This window comes from Allobosea sp. GW821-FHT10B12 (genome assembly GCF_059415545.1).
Map to the genome: position 1 here is coordinate 456,681 of NZ_JBWKNL010000004.1, position 20,070 is coordinate 476,750.

General features: G+C 66.1%; 21 protein-coding genes. 14 read left to right on the forward strand and 7 right to left on the reverse strand.

The window, feature by feature from the left end; all coding sequences use genetic code 11:
* Positions 1 to 38: 38 nt before the first annotated feature.
* Entirely contained in the window at positions 39 to 1,013 is a 975-nt protein-coding gene (locus AC07O0_RS16835; protein ID WP_494624829.1) for a sensor histidine kinase, read from the reverse strand.
* 198 nt (positions 1,014 to 1,211) lie between these two features.
* Between AC07O0_RS16835 and AC07O0_RS16840 the strand changes: the two genes are divergently transcribed.
* From AC07O0_RS16840 to AC07O0_RS16875, 8 genes are all read left to right on the forward strand, one after another.
* Positions 1,212 to 2,015 (forward strand): DeoR/GlpR family DNA-binding transcription regulator, encoded by an 804-nt coding sequence (locus AC07O0_RS16840; RefSeq protein ID WP_494624830.1) that lies wholly within the window; start codon positions 1,212 to 1,214, stop codon positions 2,013 to 2,015.
* A 100-nt stretch (positions 2,016 to 2,115) separates the two neighbouring features.
* The gene (gene glpD, locus AC07O0_RS16845) at positions 2,116 to 3,651 is read left to right on the forward strand and encodes a glycerol-3-phosphate dehydrogenase (protein ID WP_494624831.1); all 1,536 of its coding nucleotides are present in this window, start codon (positions 2,116 to 2,118) and stop codon (positions 3,649 to 3,651) included.
* The gene (locus tag AC07O0_RS16850; RefSeq protein WP_494624832.1) at positions 3,648 to 4,733 is read left to right on the forward strand and encodes an ABC transporter ATP-binding protein; all 1,086 of its coding nucleotides are present in this window, start codon (positions 3,648 to 3,650) and stop codon (positions 4,731 to 4,733) included. The genes glpD and AC07O0_RS16850 overlap by 4 nt, the downstream gene beginning before the upstream one ends.
* A 1-nt stretch (position 4,734) precedes the next feature.
* Positions 4,735 to 5,829 (forward strand): ABC transporter ATP-binding protein, encoded by a 1,095-nt coding sequence (locus AC07O0_RS16855; RefSeq protein ID WP_494624833.1) that lies wholly within the window; start codon positions 4,735 to 4,737, stop codon positions 5,827 to 5,829.
* Positions 5,826 to 6,725 (forward strand): carbohydrate ABC transporter permease, encoded by a 900-nt coding sequence (locus AC07O0_RS16860; RefSeq protein WP_377012682.1) that lies wholly within the window; start codon positions 5,826 to 5,828, stop codon positions 6,723 to 6,725. The genes AC07O0_RS16855 and AC07O0_RS16860 overlap by 4 nt, the downstream gene beginning before the upstream one ends.
* On the forward strand, positions 6,725 to 7,522 hold the full coding sequence (locus AC07O0_RS16865) for a carbohydrate ABC transporter permease (RefSeq protein WP_494624834.1): 798 nt from the start codon (positions 6,725 to 6,727) through the stop codon (positions 7,520 to 7,522). The genes AC07O0_RS16860 and AC07O0_RS16865 overlap by 1 nt, the downstream gene beginning before the upstream one ends.
* Positions 7,522 to 7,800 carry a DUF2160 domain-containing protein gene (locus AC07O0_RS16870; protein ID WP_465248172.1) on the forward strand — a complete coding sequence of 93 codons (279 nt, stop codon included), beginning with the start codon at positions 7,522 to 7,524 and terminating at the stop codon, positions 7,798 to 7,800. The genes AC07O0_RS16865 and AC07O0_RS16870 overlap by 1 nt, the downstream gene beginning before the upstream one ends.
* 80 nt (positions 7,801 to 7,880) lie before the next feature.
* Complete coding sequence (locus AC07O0_RS16875; protein WP_494624835.1) at positions 7,881 to 9,638, forward strand: ABC transporter substrate-binding protein; 1,758 nt, start codon at positions 7,881 to 7,883, stop codon at positions 9,636 to 9,638.
* Positions 9,639 to 9,724: 86 nt separating this feature from the next.
* On the opposite strand, the gene AC07O0_RS16880 is transcribed toward AC07O0_RS16875, so the two are convergent.
* Positions 9,725 to 10,129: a VOC family protein gene (locus tag AC07O0_RS16880; protein WP_494624836.1), complete on the reverse strand. Its 405-nt coding sequence runs from the start codon at positions 10,127 to 10,129 to the stop codon at positions 9,725 to 9,727.
* Positions 10,130 to 10,196: 67 nt separating this feature from the next.
* On the reverse strand, positions 10,197 to 10,661 hold the full coding sequence (locus AC07O0_RS16885; protein WP_494624837.1) for a MarR family winged helix-turn-helix transcriptional regulator: 465 nt from the start codon (positions 10,659 to 10,661) through the stop codon (positions 10,197 to 10,199).
* A gap of 68 nt (positions 10,662 to 10,729) precedes the next feature.
* Between AC07O0_RS16885 and AC07O0_RS16890 the strand changes: the two genes are divergently transcribed.
* Entirely contained in the window at positions 10,730 to 11,461 is a 732-nt protein-coding gene (locus AC07O0_RS16890) for a DUF899 domain-containing protein (RefSeq protein ID WP_494624838.1), read from the forward strand.
* Between the two features lie 104 nt (positions 11,462 to 11,565).
* Here the strand turns inward: AC07O0_RS16890 and AC07O0_RS16895 are convergent, their stop codons facing one another.
* Both AC07O0_RS16895 and AC07O0_RS16900 read right to left on the reverse strand, forming a co-directional pair.
* Positions 11,566 to 13,215 (reverse strand): acyl-CoA dehydrogenase family protein, encoded by a 1,650-nt coding sequence (locus AC07O0_RS16895; protein WP_494624839.1) that lies wholly within the window; start codon positions 13,213 to 13,215, stop codon positions 11,566 to 11,568.
* On the reverse strand, positions 13,212 to 14,744 hold the full coding sequence (locus AC07O0_RS16900) for a 4-hydroxyphenylacetate 3-hydroxylase family protein (protein WP_494624840.1): 1,533 nt from the start codon (positions 14,742 to 14,744) through the stop codon (positions 13,212 to 13,214). The genes AC07O0_RS16895 and AC07O0_RS16900 overlap by 4 nt, the downstream gene beginning before the upstream one ends.
* 81 nt (positions 14,745 to 14,825) lie before the next feature.
* Between AC07O0_RS16900 and AC07O0_RS16905 the strand changes: the two genes are divergently transcribed.
* From AC07O0_RS16905 to AC07O0_RS16925, 5 genes are all read left to right on the forward strand, one after another.
* Positions 14,826 to 15,458, forward strand: a complete 633-nt coding sequence (locus tag AC07O0_RS16905) for a TetR/AcrR family transcriptional regulator (protein WP_494624841.1) — start codon at positions 14,826 to 14,828, stop codon at positions 15,456 to 15,458.
* Between the two features lie 14 nt (positions 15,459 to 15,472).
* Positions 15,473 to 15,994: an isochorismatase family protein gene (locus tag AC07O0_RS16910; RefSeq protein ID WP_494624842.1), complete on the forward strand. Its 522-nt coding sequence runs from the start codon at positions 15,473 to 15,475 to the stop codon at positions 15,992 to 15,994.
* A gap of 8 nt (positions 15,995 to 16,002) precedes the next feature.
* The gene (locus AC07O0_RS16915; protein WP_494624843.1) at positions 16,003 to 16,638 is read left to right on the forward strand and encodes a 2-hydroxychromene-2-carboxylate isomerase; all 636 of its coding nucleotides are present in this window, start codon (positions 16,003 to 16,005) and stop codon (positions 16,636 to 16,638) included.
* A 110-nt stretch (positions 16,639 to 16,748) separates the two neighbouring features.
* Positions 16,749 to 17,756, forward strand: coding sequence for a Vgb family protein (locus AC07O0_RS16920; protein ID WP_494624844.1), 1,008 nt, complete (start codon positions 16,749 to 16,751; stop codon positions 17,754 to 17,756).
* A complete protein-coding gene (locus AC07O0_RS16925) occupies positions 17,753 to 18,124 on the forward strand; it encodes a c-type cytochrome (RefSeq protein WP_494624845.1) in 372 nt (123 codons plus the stop codon). The genes AC07O0_RS16920 and AC07O0_RS16925 overlap by 4 nt, the downstream gene beginning before the upstream one ends.
* Before the next feature lie 7 nt (positions 18,125 to 18,131).
* On the opposite strand, the gene AC07O0_RS16930 is transcribed toward AC07O0_RS16925, so the two are convergent.
* Positions 18,132 to 19,124 carry a branched-chain amino acid ABC transporter permease gene (locus tag AC07O0_RS16930; RefSeq protein ID WP_494624846.1) on the reverse strand — a complete coding sequence of 331 codons (993 nt, stop codon included), beginning with the start codon at positions 19,122 to 19,124 and terminating at the stop codon, positions 18,132 to 18,134.
* 9 nt (positions 19,125 to 19,133) lie between these two features.
* Entirely contained in the window at positions 19,134 to 20,021 is an 888-nt protein-coding gene (locus tag AC07O0_RS16935) for a branched-chain amino acid ABC transporter permease (RefSeq protein WP_494624847.1), read from the reverse strand.
* Between the last annotated feature and the right edge of the window lie 49 nt (positions 20,022 to 20,070).

A 20,070-nucleotide genomic window follows, 5' to 3' on the forward strand; every position in this document is an offset into this window, starting at 1 on the left:
CGGTTTCGTGCCGCCATACAGAGGTCGGCCGCCGGCTGCTAGCCCTCCGCCAGCGCCGCCGTTGGCGCGTCGAGGACGAGCGTGATGCCATCAGGCGCGAAATCGAGCTGCGCCGTGCCGCCGAGATAGCTGCCGAGCACCTTCTCGATCATCTGCGAGCCGAAGCCGCGCCGCTGCGGCGCCGTCACCGGCGGCCCGCCACTTTCCTGCCAGCGGAAATGGAACTCGCCGCCCTGGTTGCTCCAGGAGACGTCGACATGGCCGCCATCCTGCGAAAGCGCGCCGTATTTCACTGCATTGGTGCCGAGTTCGTGCAAAGCGAGTGCCATTGCCAGCGCGCACTTCGACGAGAGCGTCACCGAAGGACCGTCGACTGCGAGGCGCTCGCCGGAGCGGTGTGGCGACAGCACGACCTCGACCAGTTGCCGGAGATCGGCGCCGTGGCGGCTCGCCATCATCAGCACGTCCTGCGCCGCCGCAAGCGCCTGCAACCGGTCGGAGAGGCGGCGCTTCACGATGTCTAGCGGCTCGTTGGAGCCGCGCAGCGACTGGTTGACGATCCCCGAGACCATCGCGAGCAGGTTCTTGATGCGATGGTTCAACTCGCCCGCCAGCAAGCGATAGCGCTCCTCGCCGGCATGCAGCTCGGTGATGTCGCGCGAAACCGAGAGAATCGCCTCGGGCTTGCCGTCCGGCGCGAGGATCGGCGAGACCTGCACATCCCAATACCGCGGATTGCCGGCGGCGGTGTTGGCCGGCCCCTGGAAGCGATAGCTGTTGCCGGCCCGTGCCGCCGTCAACGCCGCTTCGGCCTCAGCCTTGCTCGCGCCCTCCCAGAACTGCATCCACGGACAGCCGCGGATTGCCTCGAAATCCTGGACCTCCATCACGCGCTGGCCACCCTCGCTCATGAATTCGAGCGTGCCGTCGAGGCTGATGACCTTGATGCAGTCATCCGACGCAGCCAGCACGGCGCGCAGGAAGCGGACATCCTTGTCGAACGGTGTCGGCACGGGTGGGCCTTCGAGTCGGGGTGAAGACGAGACAGTTCGACCGCTAGCGCAGTGTCTGTCAAACGCGCATGTCTTTTGACATGCCTTGCCATCATGGCTGCACGGCACAGTGCCGCAGGTGATTAGCCGCCGAACTGCCTGAGGTTGACGCTACCCGCCGGCGCGGTCAGCTTGGCGCCACGTCACGAGGAGCCGGACATGGAGAGCATCACGCCACGCCAGCGCGAGATCGTGGCGCTGGCCAGGGCGCAGGGACGCGTCAATGTCGAGGACCTCGCGGCGCGCTACGAGGTCAGCGCCCAGACGATCCGCAAGGACCTGAACCAGCTCTGCGATCAACGCATCATGTCACGGGTGCATGGCGGGGCCGTGGTGGCGTCCGGCGTCGAGAACCTCGCCTATGAGGCGCGCCGCTTCATCGCCCGCGACGAGAAGGCGGCGATCGGCCGGGCTGCGGCGGCGCTGATCCCGAACGACGCCTCGCTCTTCATCAATATCGGCACCACGACGGAGGAGGTGGCGCGTGCGCTATCCGACCATCACGGCCTGCTCGTCATCACCAACAACCTGCATGTCGCGACTCTGCTCTACCCGCATCAGAATATCGAGGTGATCGTCGCCGGCGGCCCGGTCCGGCGCTCGGATGGCGGCGTGATCGGCGCCGCTGCCGTCGACCTGATCCGCCAGTTCAAGGTCGACTATGCCGTGGTCGGCACCTCCGCCATCGACGAGGAGGGAGCGCTGCTCGATTTCGACTATCGCGAGGTCCGCGTCTCCCAGGCGATCATCGAGAACGCCCGGCAATGCCTGCTCGTCGCCGACAGCACCAAATTCGAGCGCTCCGCCCCGGTACGCATCGGCCATCTGCGCGATGTCGACGTCTTCGTCACCGATCGGCTCGACCCTCCCCCCTTGCGCGAGCTCTGCCAGAGCGAGGGCATAAAGGTAGTCGAAACCGAAACGCTGATCGAGCATGCTGCATACAGCCAAAACGAAACCTAGAATTTTCGCTTTCACTTTCGTTTTGCCGTTGCACGCAACAAAATCACGCTCTACCGTGCGTTGAAGAGGCGCTCGCAGGAGTGCCTGCGGGAGGAAGTGTGTGACGGCTCCGGTGTTCGACATCGCCATCATCGGCGGCGGCGTGAACGGCTGCGGCATTGCGCGCGATGCGGCGGGGCGTGGCGCTTCGGTCGTCCTGTTCGAGCAGTCGGATCTCGCCAGCGCCACCTCCTCGGCCTCGACCAAGTTGATCCATGGCGGGCTGCGCTATCTCGAGCATTACGAATTTCGGCTGGTGCGCGAGGCATTGACTGAGCGCGAAGTGATGTGGCGCGCTGCGCCGCACATAATCCGGCCCCTGCGCTTCGTGCTGCCGCATCATGCGGGCCTGCGGCCCTGGTGGATGCTGCGGCTCGGCCTCTTCCTTTACGACCATCTCGGCGGCCGCAAGCTGCTGCCGGCGACGCGCTCGCTAGACCTCAAGCGCGACGCCGCCGGCGAGCCCTTGCAGCCGCGCTTCGACCGCGCCTTCGAGTATTCCGACTGCTGGGTCGAGGATGCCCGGCTCGTCGTGCTCAACGCCCGCGACGCGGCCGAGCATGGCGCCAAGGTCCTGCCGCGGACCAAGGTCATCGGCGCCCGCCGCCAAGGCGATCTCTGGGTGGTCACGACCGAGGGGCCTGATGGGGTCCGGGCCGAGACGAGCGCCCGCGTGCTCGTCAACGCCGCCGGGCCCTGGGTTGCCGATGTGCTGAACGGCATCGTCGCCAGCAACCGGCCGGCCGCCGTGCGGCTGGTCCAGGGTAGCCATATCGTGGTGCCGCGCCTGTTCGAGCACGAGCGCTGCTATATCTTCCAGAACGCCGACGGCCGCATCATCTTCGCCATCCCCTATGAGGGCGACCTGACCCTGATCGGCACCACCGACAAGGACTATGACGGCGACCCGGCCAAGGTCGCCGCCAGCGATGACGAGATCGCCTATCTCTGCGCCGCCGCGAGCGAGTATTTCCGCAAGCCGATCAAGCGCGAGGACGTGGTCTGGACCTATTCCGGCGTGCGCCCGCTCTATGACGACGGCGCCAGCAAGGCGCAGGAAGCGACGCGCGACTATGTGCTGACGCTGGACGAGCCGGCCGGCTCGGCGCCACTGCTCTCTGTCTTCGGCGGCAAGATCACCACGGCGCGCCGGCTTGCCGAGGCGGCAGTCGAGAAGCTCTCCGCGGCAGTGCCTGCGCTGCGCGCGCCGGCCTGGACCGCCGGAGCGCACCTGCCCGGAGGCGATTTCCCGGTCGAGGGCTTCGAGGGACTGGTCGAGCGCATCTCTGCCTCCCGCCCCTGGCTTGAGCGCAAGCTGGCGCGCCGGCTCGCGCGCGCCTATGGCACCCGCACGGAAACCCTGCTCGAAGGCGCCAAGGCGATGGCCGATCTCGGCCGCATCTTCGGCGCCGATCTGACCGAGCGCGAGGTTAACTGGCTGATGAGCCAGGAATGGGCTGTGAGCGCCGAGGACGCGCTGTTCCGGCGCAGCAAGCTCGGCCTGCGCTTCTCGCCCGAGCAGCGCCGGGCGCTCGACGACTACATGGCGGCGAAGGCATCGCCGCCCGCTTCCGTCAGGATGGAGGCGCGCGGATGAGCCTGACGCTGGACAGTATCGGCCTGACGCGCGGCGCGCAGACCCTGCTCAGCGACATCTCGCTGACACTGGAGAAGGGCTCGCTCAACGTCCTCCTCGGCGCGACGCTCGCCGGCAAGACCTCGTTGATGCGCCTGATGGCGGGGCTCGATGCCCCGAGCAGCGGCAAGGTGCTGATCGAAGGCCGCGACGTCACCGGACTGCCGGTGCAGAAGCGCAATGTCGCGATGGTCTACCAGCAGTTCATCAATTACCCCGCGCTCTCGGTCTACGAGAACATCGCCTCTCCCTTACGCGTGGCCGGCCTGCCGGCGAGCGAGATCGAGAGCCGCGTGAAGAGCGCCGCGGCGCTGCTGCGGCTCGAGCCCTATCTCCAGCGCAAGCCGCTCGAACTCTCCGGCGGTCAGCAGCAGCGCACCGCGATCGCCCGCGCGCTGGTCAAGCGCGCCGAGCTCGTGCTGCTCGACGAGCCGCTCGCCAATCTCGACTACAAATTGCGCGAGGAACTGCGCGAGGAATTGCCGCGCATCTTCGCCGAATCCGGCGCGATCTTCGTCTACGCCACCACCGAGCCGAGCGAGGCGCTGCTGCTCGGCGGCAATACCGCGACACTATTCCAGGGCCGGGTGACACAGTTCGGCCCGACCGCGCAGGTCTATCGCCAGCCGCATGACCTCGTCACCGCGCAGGTTTTCTCCGACCCGCCGCTCAACACGCTGGCAGGCACCAAGCAGGGCGGTGAGGTCCGGCTCTCGACCGGCCAGAGTATTCCAGCCACTGGCGCCTTCGCCAGCGTCCCCGATGGCGCCTATTCGATCGGCTTCCGCGCCCATCATCTCGCGCTCGACGCGCTTCCCGCTCCTGCGATCGAGCTGCAGGCGAGCGTCTCCGTCTCCGAGATCACCGGCTCGGAATCCTTCGTCCATCTCGATGTCGGCGCGCACCGCCTGATCGCACTTGTGCCGGGCGTGCGACGATTGGAGCCGGGCGCGACCGTGACCGCCTGGCTCGATCCTGCCCGCATCTTCCTGTTCGACGCGGGCGGCGCGCTCGCGGTCGCCGCTCCGGCAAAGGCGGCGTAAGATGGCCCAGATCACGCTCGACAAGCTGGCCCATTCCTACAAGAGTGACCCGCAGGGGCCGCAGGACTACGCCCTGCGCGAGGTCGACCATGTCTGGCGCCAGGGCGGCGCCTATGCGCTGCTCGGCCCTTCCGGCTGCGGCAAGACCACGCTGCTCAACATCATCTCCGGCCTCGTCGTGCCGACGCGCGGGCGCATCCTGTTCGACGACAAGGATGTGACGCAGCTGCCGACCGAAGCGCGCAACATCGCCCAGGTCTTCCAGTTTCCGGTCGTCTACGACACGATGACGGTGCGCGAGAACCTCGCCTTCCCCCTGAAGAACCGCGGCGTCCCAAAGGCGCAGATCGACGCCCGCGTCGCCGAGATCGCCGGCCTGCTCGATCTGACCTCGGCGCTCGATCGCAAGGCGAGCCGGCTCGGCGCCGATGCCAAGCAGAAGATCTCGCTCGGGCGCGGATTGGTGCGGCCCGACGTCGCCGCGATCCTGTTCGACGAGCCGCTGACAGTCATCGACCCGCATCTGAAATGGCAGTTGCGCTCGATGCTGAAAGAGCTGCACCGCAAGCTCGACCTCACCATGATCTACGTCACCCATGACCAGACGGAGGCGCTGACCTTCGCCGATACGGTGGTGGTGATGCATGATGGCGGGGTGGTGCAGACCGGTACGCCGGCGGAACTGTTCCAGCATCCGGCCCACACCTTCGTCGGCCATTTCATCGGCTCACCCGGCATGAACGTGCTGCCCTGCAAGGTCGAAGGCGCACAGGCGAGCCTTGCCGGGCAGGAGATCGCGCTGGCGCGGCACTACCCTGCACTCTCCGGCAAGATCGAGCTCGGCATCCGGCCGGAATATGCGGTGCTTTCCCCGCGCGGCGCCGGCCTGCCGGTCAGGATCAGCAGGATCGACGATATCGGCCGCGCCCGCATCGCCCGGGTCGAGCTCGATGGCCTGAAGCTCGCCGCGAGCGTGCCGGAAGGCGTCAGCTTCGACGGCGATCAGGCGGCGCTTTCGCTGCAGGCCGGCCAGATCCACATCTACAGCGACGGCCATCTGGTGAAGGGGCAAGCGCTTCCGGGAGGCCAGCCATGAAGCCGGTCAACCAGAAGGCCTGGCTGCTCGTCCTGCCGGTGTTGCTGATCGTCGCCTTCTCGGCAGTGATCCCGCTGATGACGGTGGTGAACTATTCCGTCCAGGATTCCTTCGGCAACAACCAGTTCTTCTGGAACGGCGTCGGCTGGTTCGCCGAATTGCTCGATCCCAAGAGCGATCTCGGCTCGCGCTTCTACGACTCGCTCTGGCGCAACCTCGCCTTCTCCGCGATCATTTTGGCCATCGAGATCCCGCTCGGCATCCTCGTCGCATTGTCGATGCCGCGCCAGGGCTGGACGGTCTCGGCGACGCTGGTGCTGATGGCGCTGCCGCTGCTGATTCCGTGGAACGTGGTCGGCACGATCTGGCAGATCTTCGCGCGCGGCGACATCGGCCTGTTCGGTGCGGCGGTGAACGGCCTCGGCATCCGCTACAACTACGTCTCCGACCCGGTCGCGGCCTGGTTCACCATCGTCGTGATGGATGTCTGGCACTGGACCTCGCTGGTCGCGCTGCTCTGCTATGCCGGCCTGAAGTCGATCCCCGACGCCTATTACCAGGCGGCGCGCATCGACGGCGCCTCGCGCTGGGCCGTGTTCCGCACCATCCAGCTGCCGAAGATGAACCGCGTGCTTCTGATCGCCGTGCTGCTGCGCTTCATGGACTCGTTCATGATCTACACCGAACCCTTCGTCGTCACCGGCGGCGGCCCCGGCAATTCGACGACCTTCCTCTCGATCGAACTGGTGAAGCTCGCGCTCGGCCAGTTCGACCTCGGCAAGGCCGCGGCGCTCTCGATCGTCTACAACCTGATCATCCTCGCGGTCTGCTGGGTGTTCTACACGGTGATGACCACCGCCGATGCGCGGGCCGACTCTGAAGCAGGGAGGGGCTGATGCGCGGCGGCCGGCTGATCCTCTCGCTTTATCTGACCGCACTGATGTTGCCGATCTATTGGCTCGTCAACATGAGCTTCAAGACCAACACCGAGATCACCAACGCGCTGACGCTCTGGCCTCGGACCTTCACCTTCGACAACTACACCAAGATCTTCACCGATCCGAGCTGGTACAACGGCTACATCAACTCGCTGCAATATGTGGCGCTGAACACCCTGCTCTCGCTCGCCTTCGCGCTGCCGGCAGCCTACGCCTTCTCGCGCTACCGCTTCCTCGGCGACAAGCACCTGTTCTTCTGGCTGCTCTCGAACCGGATGGCGCCGCCGGCGGTGTTCGCGCTGCCCTTCTTCAACCTCTATTCGGCGATCGGCCTGTTCGACACGCCGCTCGCGGTGGCTCTCGCCCATTGCCTGTTCAACGTGCCGCTGGCGGTCTGGATCCTCGAAGGCTTCATGTCCGGCGTGCCGCGCGAGATCGACGAGACCGCGGCGATTGACGGCTATTCCTTCCCGCGCTTCTTCGTGAAGATCTTCATGCCGCTGATCGCCTCGGGCATCGGCGTCGCCGCCTTCTTCTGCTTCATGTTCTCCTGGGTCGAGCTTCTGCTGGCGCGCACGCTGACCAGCGTCAGCGCCAAGCCGATCGCCGCGACCATGACCCGCACGGTCTCGGCCGCCGGCATGGACTGGGGCGTGCTCGCCGCCGCGGGCGTGCTGACGCTGATCCCCGGCGCGCTCGTGATCTGGTTCGTCCGCAACTACATCGCCAAGGGCTTCGCCCTGGGGAGGGTGTGATGGAACTCGCCTGGATGGCCTGGACCTGGCAGACCGGCGTCTTCTTCGCCGGCATCGCCAGCCTGCTTCTGATCCTGACCCTGCTCGCGATCTTCCGGCCCGAAACCGAGCGGGTCGGCGTGCTTGGCATCGCCACCACGCGCGGCGACCGGCTCTTCATCTCGCTGCTCGGCAGCGCCTTCATTCACCTGGCCTGGCTCGGGATCGTCGGCCAGCCGCTGTGGTGGGCTTCCGGCCTCGCGCTCCTCTATGCCGCGGCGGTGTTCCGCTTCGTCTGAGAAGGGCTCGAGCCCAACAACAAGAAACGACCGAACCCGGAGAACGGGCGGCATTCCAAAGGGAACATCGGAGGACAACGATGACGACGCTCAAGACGAATCTCTCTTGCCTCGCCAGCGCCAGCCTGTTCGCGCTGGTCGCCGCTGCCGGACCGGCCCTCGCCGGCCCCGAGGAGGCGCGCAAATGGATCGACAGCGAGTTCCAGCCCTCGACGCTCTCCAAGGAGGAGCAGCAGAAGGAGATGGAATGGTTCATCAATGCGGCGAAGCCCTTCGCCGGCATGGAGATCAACATCGTCTCGGAGACGATCACCACGCATGAATACGAGGCCAAGACCCTGGCCAAGGCGTTCAGCGAGATCACCGGCATCAAGCTGACGCACGACCTGATCCAGGAAGGCGACGTGGTCGAGAAGATCCAGACGCAGATGCAGTCCGGCAAGAACATCTATGACGGCTGGATCAACGATTCCGACCTGATCGGCACGCATTTCCGCTACAAGCAGGCAACCAATCTGACCGACTGGATGGCGGGGCCGGGCAAAGACGTCACCAATCCCGGCCTCGATATCGACGACTTCATCGGCAAGTCCTTCGGCACAGGGCCGGACGGCAAGCTCTACCAGCTGCCGGTGCAGCAGTTCGCGAACCTCTACTGGTTCCGCTACGACTGGTTCCAGCGCGCCGACCTCAAGGAGAAGTTCAAGGCCAAATACGGCTACGATCTCGGCGTTCCCGTGAACTGGTCGGCCTATGAGGACATCGCCGAGTTCTTCACCAACGACGTCAAGGAGATCGACGGCACCAAGGTCTTCGGCCATATGGACTATGGCAAGAAAGACCCCTCGCTCGGCTGGCGCTTCACCGACGCCTGGCTCTCCATGGCCGGCAATGGCGACAAGGGCATCCCGAACGGCCTGCCGGTCGACGAATGGGGCATCCGCATGGAGGGCTGCCGCCCGGTCGGCTCCTCGGTCGAGCGCGGCGGCGACACCAATGGCCCGGCGGCGGTCTACTCGATCACCAAATATGTCGACTGGCTGAAGAAATACGCCCCGCCGCAGGCGCAGGGCATGACCTTCGGCGAGTCCGGCCCGGTGCCGGCGCAGGGCTCCATCGCCCAGCAGATCTTCTGGTACACCGCCTTCACCGCCGACATGGTCAAGCCTGGCCTGCCGGTAATGAGCGCCGACGGCAAGCCGAAATGGCGGATGGCGCCCTCGCCCAAGGGGTCCTACTGGAAGGACGGGATGAAGCTCGGCTACCAGGACGCCGGTTCGGCGACCCTGCTGAACTCGACCCCGGTCGAGCGCCGCAAGGCGGCCTGGCTCTATCTGCAGTTCATCGTCTCCAAGACGGTCAGCCTGAAGAAGAGCCATGTCGGCCTGACCTTCATCCGCGAGAGCGACATCTGGGACAAGAGCTTCACCGAGCGCGCTCCGCAGCTCGGCGGGCTGATCGAGTTCTACCGCTCGCCGGCGCGCGTGCAGTGGACCCCGACCGGCAACAACGTCCCGGACTATCCGCGCCTCGCCCAGCTCTGGTGGCAGAACATCGGCGACGCCTCCTCCGGCGCCAAGACGCCGCAGGCGGCGATGGATGCCCTCGCCGCGGCGCAGGACTCGGTGATGGAGCGGCTCGAGCGCTCCGGCGTGCAGGGTGATTGCGGACCGAAGCTCAACCCGCGCACCACGGCGGAAGAGTGGTTTGCCAAGGCCGAGAAGGCCGGCACGCTCGCACCACAGCGCAAGCTCGCCAATGAGAAGCCGAAGGGCGAGACGATCGACTACGACACGCTGATCAAGAGCTGGCCAGCGTCTCCGCCCAAGCGCAGCTGAGCCCCCTCCTCCCGGCTCAAAAGCGCAAAAGGGGCGCGGCAGCAATGCCGCGCCCCCGAATTTTTTGATGAGCCTCGCCCCACGGGCTATTGCTGCGTCGCGCTCTCGTCCATCCACATCACCTCCCAGACATGGCCGTCGAGGTCCTGGAAGCCGTGGGCGTACATGAAGCCGTAATCCTTCGGCTCGCTGAAGGTCGTGCCGCCGGCGGCGAGCGCGGCTGAGACGATCGCATCGACCGCCTCGCGGCTGTCACGCGAGAGCGCGGTCAGGACTTCGAGCGACTGGCTGGTGTCGGCGATCGGCTTCGGCGAGAAGCCGGCGAATTTCTCATGGGTCAGCAGCATCGCGAAGATCGTGTCGCTGATCACCATGCAGGCGGCGGTGTCATCCGTGAATTGCGGGTTGAAGGAGAAGCCGAGCGCCTCGAAGAAGGCCATCGACTTCTTGAGGTCCTTCACCGGCAGGTTGACGAAGATCATCTGGGGCATTGCGTGCTCCTTGGGTCGGCACCGTCTGTTGGATGCATGGCCAATGGGCCGGGGCGATGTGGCGCGGCTATGACACGGCCTGGAGCGCCTGCCTCAGCCTGGCCGGCTCGATGTCAGTCAGGCGGTCATCGACCTCGTCATGCGTGCGCTGCCAGATCGGCATGGCCTTCGCCAGCAGGGCAATTCCCTCCGGCGTAATTGCCAGGAGCCGGCTGCGGCGGTCCTTCTCGCCGGCAGTCACGACGACGAGGCCGCGGCGCTCCAGCGGCTTCAGCGCTGCGGTCAGCGTCGTCCGGTCCATGCCGAGCAGGCTGGCGACCGGGCCGATCGGCGGTGGTTCCGGCCGGTTCAGCGACATCAGGAGGGAGAATTGCTGATTGGTGAGATCGACCGGGCGCAACGCCTCGTCGAACAATCGCGCCAGCGAGCGCGCCGCCCGCTGGACATGCAGGCACAGGCAATGGTCGCGCACATGCAGCGTGGTGGCGAAAGGAACGAGGGCTTCGAGTGGGGCTTCCGGTGATTTTGACATCGTTCAGATATGTTGATATCAACGCAACAAGATTAGGCTGAACGGCTGAGGGCTGCAAGGAGGCGATGATGGAGCATCATGTGGTTCCCCGATCCGAATGGCTTGAGGCGCGCAAGGCCCTGCTCAGCCGCGAGAAGGAATTCACCCGGCTGCGCGACGAGATCAATGCCGAGCGGCTGGCTCTGCCCTGGGTCAAGGTCGACAAGGACTATGTGTTCGACACACCTTCGGGCAGGAAGACGCTCGCCGAACTGTTCGACGGTCGCAGTCAGCTCGTGGTCTACCACTTCATGTTCGGGCCGGACTGGGAGGCAGGCTGCCCAGGCTGCTCCTTCATGGCCGATCATCTCGGCGGCACGCTGGCGCATCTCAACAATCACGACGTCACGCTGGACATGGTCTCGCGCGCACCGCTCGCCAAGATCGAGGCCTACAAGGCGCGCATGGGCTGGACCATCCCCTGGGTCTCGTCCTTCGGCAGCGATTTCAACTTCGACTATCAGGCTTCCTTCACCAAGGAGGAGCTCGCAGAGGGCGCGGTGCTCTACAATTTCACCCGCACGCCGTCGGAGCAGGCCTTTGACGAATTGCCCGGCCTCAGCTCCTTCATCCGCGACGAGAACGGCGAGGTCTTCCACACCTATTCGGGTTATGCCCGCGGCGGCGAGGAGATGCTGGCGACGCTGATGATCCTCGACCGTGCCCCGAAAGGCCGCAACGAAACTTCGACGCTGAGCTTCGTCAAGCGCCACGACGAATACGAGGACCAGCCGAAAGCCCACGCCTGCTGCGCCGCCTGAGCGCGCAGCGAGCCAGACCACGCGCATAGGGTCGGTGGGATGCCCGCTCCCTGAGGGATCGGGCTTGGGGCGCGTGTTTTTATGGATCATCGCAGGGCTGAGGTTCAGCCCTGCGCGACTGTCGCTCGGCGCACGATCCCCGCCAGCTCCGGCGCGGGGTCGAGCGTGCCGAAGACATAGCCCCAGTCGGCGTCGAGCCGCGAGCGGCAGAAGCTCTCGAACACCGCCTCGTCGGCGTGCTTCCTGAGTTCCGAGGCCTGCAGCGCATAGGCCATCAGATTGGCGAGCCGGCGGCCGTGACCGTCATCGTTGCGCGGTTTGGCCGCCTCGTCGCCGAGCCGGTCGAGCCAGCGGTCGAGGGCGCGGTTGGCGCCGCGGGCTGCGCCCACCTCGGTCATGAAGGCTTCCTTGGTGCGCGGATCGCGGTTGAAGGCGCGCAGCACGTCCATGCACATCATGTTCGAGGTGCCCTCCCAGATCGCGTTGAGCGGAGCCTCGCGATAGAGCCGCGCCATCGGGTTCTCCTCGATGAAGCCGTTGCCGCCATGGCATTCCAGCGCCTCGACGACGAAGGCGGCGGCGCGCTTGCAGTTCCAGAACTTCGCCAGCGGGGTGGTGACGCGGGCGAGATGCCGTTCCTGCTCGGTCGTCTCCATCGCATCGGTCGCGGCGGCGACCCTGAAGGCCATCAGCGTCGAGGCCTCCGAGTCGATCGCGAGATCGGCGAGGATATTGGTCATCATCGGCTGCTCGGCGAGCGAGGAGCCGAAGCCGCGGCGCGATTGGGTATGGTTCAGCGCCAGTGTCAGCGCTTGGCGCATCAGCCCGGCCGAGCCGACGGCGAAATCGAGCCTCGTCAGATGAGCGTGGCTGAGGATTTCCTTGATGCCCGCCCCCTCCTCGCCGACCAGCCAGCCGAGGCATTCGCGGAACTCGACCTCGGAGGAGGCATTGGAGCGGTTGCCGGCCTTGTCCTTGAGGCGCTGGATCTGCAGCCGGTTGCGGCTGCCATCGGGCAGGAAGCCCGGACAGAACAGGCAGGAGACGCCGCTCTCAGTCTGCGCCAGGGTGAAGAACCCGTCCGATTGCGGCACCGAGAAGAACCATTTGTGCCCGGTGATCAGATAGACCCGGCCTTCCGGCGTATCCTCGAGGAAGCGGGCCGTGGTCTGGGTCTGGCGCAGATCGGAGCCGCCCTGTTTCTCGGTCATCGCATAGCCGATGCTGGCGCCGGTTTTCTGCGTAACCGGCAGCGGGCGCTTGTCGTAGCGGCCCGAGGTGATCTTCTGCCGCCAAAGCGCAAATTCCGGCTGGGCGAGGCCGGGAAAGGCGGCATAGGTCATGCCGGTCGGGCAGCCGACGCCGTGCTCGATCTGGTTCCAGAGATAGGACAGCACGGCGCGGCCGAGATGGCCGTTCGGCTCTGTCGTCGTCCAGGCAAGCGAGGGCACTTCATGGGCGAAGGCGAGCGCCATCAACTCGTGCCAGGCCGGGTGGAAGTCGATCCAGTCGACACGATTGCCATAGCGGTCGTGCGTCCTGAGCTCTGGACCATGGCGATTGGCGAGGCGGGCGAGCTCCTGCACCTCGGCATCGCCGGCCTGGGCGCCGAGCGCCGCCGCCTTGTCCGCGACCCAGGGTGCGCCGCGCGCGACGATCCCCTGCAGCACCGTATCGCCGGAGAAGGCATTCCAGCCCGTGGCGGGCCGGGCCTGGTTGAGGACCCGGTGGGTGGCGTGAGCGTGCACGGTCATTCCGCCGCCTCCTGTGTCGTCATGCGTTCAGGCACCTCGCAGCCAGTGACGCAGCAGCGCCCGGGCTGCTTGCTGACGCGCGAGCCGTCGGCGAGCACGCCGCGATCGAGCAGGCTCTCGACCAGCGCGACTTTTTCCATGACCGGGTAGTTGCGCCAGATCTCGCGCTTCATCGCCTCCGGCGAGCCGCCGCCATGCAGCGAGATCACCGAATACCAGCCGGCCTCCTTGGAGACGGTGAGGTCCTCGATGAAGCGGGCGACCTCGGCCCGCTGCTCATAGGGGATGTCCTGCCGCCCCGTGAGCACGGCCGCGAGCGAGGCCGAGGTCTCGGGATTATGGTCCTCGTCCGGACCGGGAAGGGCGACAACGAGGCCGCCGGAGACGTAATGCGCGATCCTGTGCATGTCGTAGATCTTGGTAGCCAGGAGCAGCTTGCCGATATTGGCGAAAACTGCGTCGGGCATCGCCACCCCGGATTCGTCCTTGCTGCAATAGACTGAGGCTGCGACACCGCAGGCGAAGAAGCTCTCGGTGATGGTGATCAACTCGACCAGTTGCTCGCGGACATGGGAATGCCTGTCGGCATCGAGCCCGTTGGCCTGGGTCATCAGCGCGCCGGCACCGATCAGCAGGTCGCCGAAGCCGGCCCGGGCGGCGATGCAGCTATGGCGATGATGGGTGGCGTAGCTGGTGGTGAGATAGCCGGCCTCCTCGGTCTCGCCGGCGATGAACACGCGCTCCCACGGCACGAAGACGTCGTCGAACATCACCGCGCCGGTCGACTGGCCGTACTTGGCCGAGAATTTCGCTGCAGGATCACCCGGCCGTCCGGCTGGGCGCGCGACGATGGTGATGCCCTGCGCATCGCAGGGCACGGCGCAGCAGACGGCGAAATCCTCGTCGCCTTTGGCGTGGGTGCGGCAAGGCATCACCAGGAATTCGTGGACATAAGGCGCGCCGGTGACGATCGCCTTGGTGCCGCGGATGACGATCCCGTCCGGTCGGCGCTCCTTGATGTGGACGTAGGAATCACGATTGGGCTGCGCGCCTGGCCGCAGCGAGCGGTCGCCCTTGGCGTCGGTCATGGCGACGCCGCAAGTCAGGTCCTCGTCCTGGATGCGGTGCATATAGGCGAGGAAGCGCTGGGTATATTCGGTGCCGTGATTGGCGTCGGCGCGGACCGTCGCCTGCAGGATGCCGTTGAAGGCGTCATGCGTCAGGTAGCGCTGGGCGCAGCCCGAGATCTTGCAGACCAGCCGGACGGCCTCGAGCTTGGCGAGCAGATCGCTGGAGCCGGCATCGATATGGAGCATGCGGTTGACGGTGCGGCCGGAGGAGTCCTGGACCGCCGTCATGATCGGCCGGTGGGCCTCGTCATGGGCGAGATCGTAGGTGACACCGATGCCGTTTATGCCCGGTAGCAGCAGCGCCTCGTCGGCGACGCTTTCGACGCACTGGCCGCCGACGAAGACACGCGGCCGATAGGCACGCAGCGATTCACGATAGCCAGCTGCGTCCATCAACATGCTAGCCTCCTCCCGAGCGATGATTGCTGTTAAAATTGAACGGCGTTAGATTTTCGTCAAGAGGGTTGGAGGCGTTCGGGCGTGAGCGAGGAAGCAGTCAGTCGAAAACGTGGTCGCTATGCCGCGACTGACGGGAAGCGAGAAGGCATCCTCGTCGCGGCGCGCGCCGTGTTTGAGCGCGAGGGGCTGGACGGCGCTTCGCTGCGGGCGATCGCCGCAGAGGCTGGCTACACGCCGGCGGCGCTCTATTTCCATTTCGACTCGAAGGAGGCGCTCTATGCCGAGGTGCTCGGCCGCTCGATCGCCGCGCTGCAGGCGGCAGTCGATCTCGCAGTCGCTGCCGGCGTTACGCCGGCAGAGCGCTTCTCTGCCGCCGCACTCGCCTTCTTCGACTTTTATGCCCAGAACCCCCGCGATCTCGATCTCGGCTTCTATCTGTTTCGCGGCGGCATGCGCCCGCATGGCCTCGGCCGCGAGCGCGACAAGACGCTGAACGAGGCGCTGGAGGCAACCTTGGCTCCGATCCGTGACGCGGCAGAGGAACTCGGCGCCGATGCCGCGCAGGCCGAGTTGATCATGACCGACGCCTTCGCCCATGCTTCCGGCGTGCTGTTGCTGGCCCATACCCGCCGCATCCGCATGTTCGGCGCCTCGGCGCGCCCGCTGATGGAGCGCCATGTCGAAACCGAGCTCGACCGGCTCCTGCGGAGGTGATGCGGATGCATCTGATGAACGCCAAACGGTCCCGCCTCGTCGTCATCGACTTCCAGGCGCGATTGATGCCAGCGATCCATGACGGGCCGCGCCTCCTCGCCAATGCCGGCAGGCTGGTCGCGGCGGCAAAGTTGCTGGAGGTGCCGATCGTGATGACCGAGCAGAATCCGGCCGGGCTTAGCGCGACGGTTCCCGACCTCGCCGAAGCCGCGCCCGCCATCGCCAAAATGAGCTTCGATGCCTGCGCCACGCCAGGCTTCGTCGAGGCCATCGCCGGCGATGACGACCTCGTCCTCTGCGGCTGCGAGGCGCATGTCTGCTTCGGCCAGACCGCATTGTCGCTGCTCGAGCATAAGCGCCGAGTCTTCGTGGTGCAGGACGCCGTCGGCTCGCGCGTGCCGGAAAGCAAGGACGTGAGCTTGCGCCGGCTGGAGCGAAACGGCGCCGAGATCGTCACCACCGAGATGGTCGTGTTCGAATGGCTGCGTACCGCCGAGCACCCACAGTTCCGCGCCGCCCTCGAACTGGTCAAGTGAGCCTGCCCGTGCCTGCGCCTGCCCTCTGGTATTTCGACATCATCTCACCCTTCGCGCACCTGGCGCTGACGCGGCTCGACGCGATCCGGGCACAGCGGCCGGTTATGCTGAAACCGATCGTTTTCGGCGCAGTCCTCAAGGCCTGGGGCCAGCTCGGCCCGGCCGAGATCGCGCCCAAACGCGTCCATACCTACCGGCTCGCCACCCACACGGCGCAGGCGATGGGTGTGCCCTTTCGCTTCCCGCCGAGCCATCCCTTCAACCCGCTGGCGATGTTGCGCCTGCTGACCGCGCTCGACGGAAGCGAAGCGGCGGTCACGGTCGCCTTCCGCCTGGTCTGGGGCGAGGGGCGCGACGCCAATGATCCGCAGGTCCTGCAGCAGGTCGCGGATGCCGCCGGCCGCCCCGATGCCTTGGCGCTGATCGGCGAGCAGGAGGTCAAGGACCGCCTGCGCCTGGCGACCGAGCAGGCAGTTGCCGCCGGCGTCTTCGGCGTCCCGAGTCTCGTCATCGACGGCGACGTGTTCTGGGGCGTCGACGCCATGCCGATGGCCCGGGACTATCTCGCTGATCCGGCTACGCTCCGCAGCGGCGAGATGGCGCGAGTCTCGGCCCTGCCCGAAGGAATCCAGCGACAGCGCTAGAAACGACCGTGGGAACCGCCCGGCCGCAGCCACAGTTTCACGATGTTGTCGGTTTACGCCTCTCTTCCTGAGGCAGATGATCCGCCGGCCGACAACGAAAGGAGACGCCGATGCTGCGCCGTTCGTTCCTGAAATTCGGTCTTGCCGGCCTTGCCGCGCCGAATCTGATCTTGCGCAGCGCCGAAGCGACCGGCCAGCCGCAACCTGGCAACCCGTTCATCGTCACCTATTTCGAGGTGCCGGAGATCAAGGGCTCGCGCGACGTCACCGATGCTGGCGACGGCACCCTCTGGGTCTGCGGCCAACGCAACGGCGTGCTCGGCCGCTTCGATCCACGCACCAGCCAGACCAAGGTGATTCCGCTCGGCGACGGCGCTGCCCCGCATGGCGTGGTGCGCGGCCCTGATGGCGCCGCCTGGGTCACCGAGGGCGGACAGAATGCGATCGCCCGCGTCGACGACAAGACGCACAAGGTCGAGCTGTTCAAGCTGCCGCAAGGCCGCGAGCGCGCCAATCTCAATACGCCGGTCTTCGACAAGGCCGGCATGCTCTGGTTCACCGGCCAGAACGGCATCGTCGGCCGCCTCGATCCGAAATCGGGCAAGATGGAGATCTTCGATGCGCCGCGCGGCGCCGGTCCCTATGGCATGACGCGCACCCCTGCCGGCGAGATCTGGTTCGCCTCGCTCGCCGGCAACTACATCGCCAGGATCAACACCCAGAGCGGCGCCTTCACCGTGGTCGATCCGCCGACGGAAGGGCAGGGCGCACGCCGGGTCTGGTCGGATTCGAAGAACCGGATCTGGGTCAGCGAGTGGAATTCCGGGCAGGTCTCGTCCTTCGACACCGAAAGCGGCAGCTGGAAGGGCTGGAAGCTGCCCGGCCACAAGCCGCGGACCTATTCGGTCTATGTCGACGATGCCGACAAGGTCTGGCTCACCGATTTCGCCCTCAACAGCATCGTCCGCTTCGACCCGCTCACCGAGGAGTTCAACAGTTTTCCGAGCGACAAGCCCGGCGCCAATGTCCGCCAGATGGACGGGCGGAGCGGCGAGGCCTGGGGCGGCGAGAGCGGCACCAACCGGCTGGTGCGCATCCAGACGGTGAAGCCGGCGTGAGGTGGCGGCTCGCGGCGCTCTCGGCGCTCGCGCTGCCCCTGACCAGCTCGCTTCAGGCGCAGGAGCAGGCGGGAGCGGCCGTGTTCAAGGCCTGCCAGTCCTGTCACAGCCTCGACCCCACCAAGGCGGGAATGGCCGGACCGCATCTTGCCAATCTCAGCGGGCGTACGCTCGGCTCAGCCGATGGCTTCGATTATTCGCCGGCGTTCAAGGCTGCAAAGGCGCAAGAACTCGCCTGGGATCGCGAGCGGCTGCTCGGCTATCTCGCCGATCCCGATGCGGTGGTGCAAGGCGGCTGGATGAGCCCGCCCGCCGGCCTGAGCGCAGCGGATCGAGCAGCCGTAACGGACTACCTGCTCGGCAAATAGCCACCGGTCACAGTGGCTTCTTGATCCATTTGGCGATCAGGCCAAGGATGCCTTCGCGGAAGAGCAGGACGCAGATCACGAAGACGACGCCCTGCACCACCGTGACCCAAGCGCCGAGTGTCGCCAGGAAATTCTGCATCGAGACGATGACGATTGCACCGACGATCGGGCCGAAGACGGTGCCGAGCCCGCCGACCAGCGTCATCAGCACGACCTCGCCCGACATCGACCAGTGCACGTCGGTGAGGGAGGCCAGCTGGAAGACGATCGCCTTGGTCGCGCCGGCGAGCCCCGCCAGCCCGGCCGAGAGCACGAAGACGGCGAGCTTGTACTGGCTGGCGCGGTAGCCGAGCGAGATTGCACGCGGCTCGTTGTCGCGGATCGCCTTGCAGACCTGGCCGAAGGGAGAGTGGATGATGCGGTAGATCAGCAGCAGCCCGCCGAAGAAGATTGCGGCGACGAGCCAGTAGAGAGCGCGATCGTCGGCGAGGCTCACAAGGCCGAGGAGCTTGCCGCGCGGCACCGCCTGGATGCCGTCCTCGCCGCCGGTGAAGCGCGGCGTCTGCAGCGAGAAGAAGAAGGCCATCTGCGCCAGCGCCAGGGTGATCATGGCGAAATAGATGCCCTGGCGGCGGATCGCGAGCGCGCCGAAGGCGAGGCCGAGCAGGGCGGCGATCCCCGTGCCGGCGAGGATGGCGAGCTCCGGCGTCAGCCCCCAATGCTTGGCGGTGTAGGCGCTGACATAGCTCGCCATGCCGAAATAGGCGGCGTGGCCGAAGGAGAGCAGGCCGCCATAGCCGAGCAGAAGATTGAAGGCGAGCGCGAACAGCGCAAAGCACAAGACCTTCATGACGAAGACGGGGTAGGCGACGAAGGGCGCGATCACGAGGGCGACCGCGATGCCGATCATCAGGTAGCGATGCAGCCGCTCGGTGCTGTCGTCGACCTCTCCGATGGCGAGGCCGGCGGCGGGAGCGTCGGTGGAAGCGATGTCTGCCATCTCAATTCCTCACGCGGCGCGGCCGAACAGGCCGGCCGGCTTCACCAGAAGCACGATCGCCATGATGATGAAGATCACGGTCGCCGAAGCTTCTGGATAGAACACCTTGGTCAGGCCCTCGACCAGCCCGAGCGAGAAGCCGGTGACGATCGCGCCCATGATCGAACCCATGCCGCCGATCACCACCACCGCGAAGACGACGATGATCAGGTCGGCGCCCATGTTCGGGTTGACCGAATAGATCGGCGCGGCCAGCACGCCGGCGAAGGCTGCGAGCGCGACGCCGAAGCCATAGGTCAGCGTCACCAGGAGCGGCACGTTGATGCCGAAAGCCTGGGTCAGCGTCGGGTTCTCGGTGGCGGCGCGCAGATAGGAGCCGAGCTTGGTCTTCTCGATCATGAACCAGGTGGCGAGGCAGACGATCAGCGAGGCGATGACGACCCAGCCGCGATAGGTCGGCAGGAACATGAAGCCGAGATTGTAGCCGCCGCGCAGTTCTGCGGGGATCTGGTAGGGCAGGCCGGAAGAGCCGTAGCTGTTGCGGAACAGGCCCTGGATGATCAGCGCCAGGCCGAAGGTCAAAAGCAGCCCATAGAGATGGTCGACATGGGCGATGCGTTTGAGCAGGAAGCGCTCGATCACCACGCCGGTGATGCCGACCGCGATCGGTGCCAGCAGCAGCGCCGCCCAGTAGTTGATACCGAGATAGTTCAAGCACATCCAGGCGACGAAGGCGCCCATCATGTACTGGGCGCCATGGGTGAAGTTGATGATGTTGAGCAGGCCGAAGATCACTGCCAGGCCGAGACTCAGGATCGCGTAGAACGAGCCGTTGATCAGGCCGAGCAGAAGCTGGCCGAACAGGGCTTGTGGAGGAACACCCAAGAGCTCGAACATGCGATCGACCGTTCTAAGAAAGATGGTCCGGGGCCGTCTGCGGCCCCGG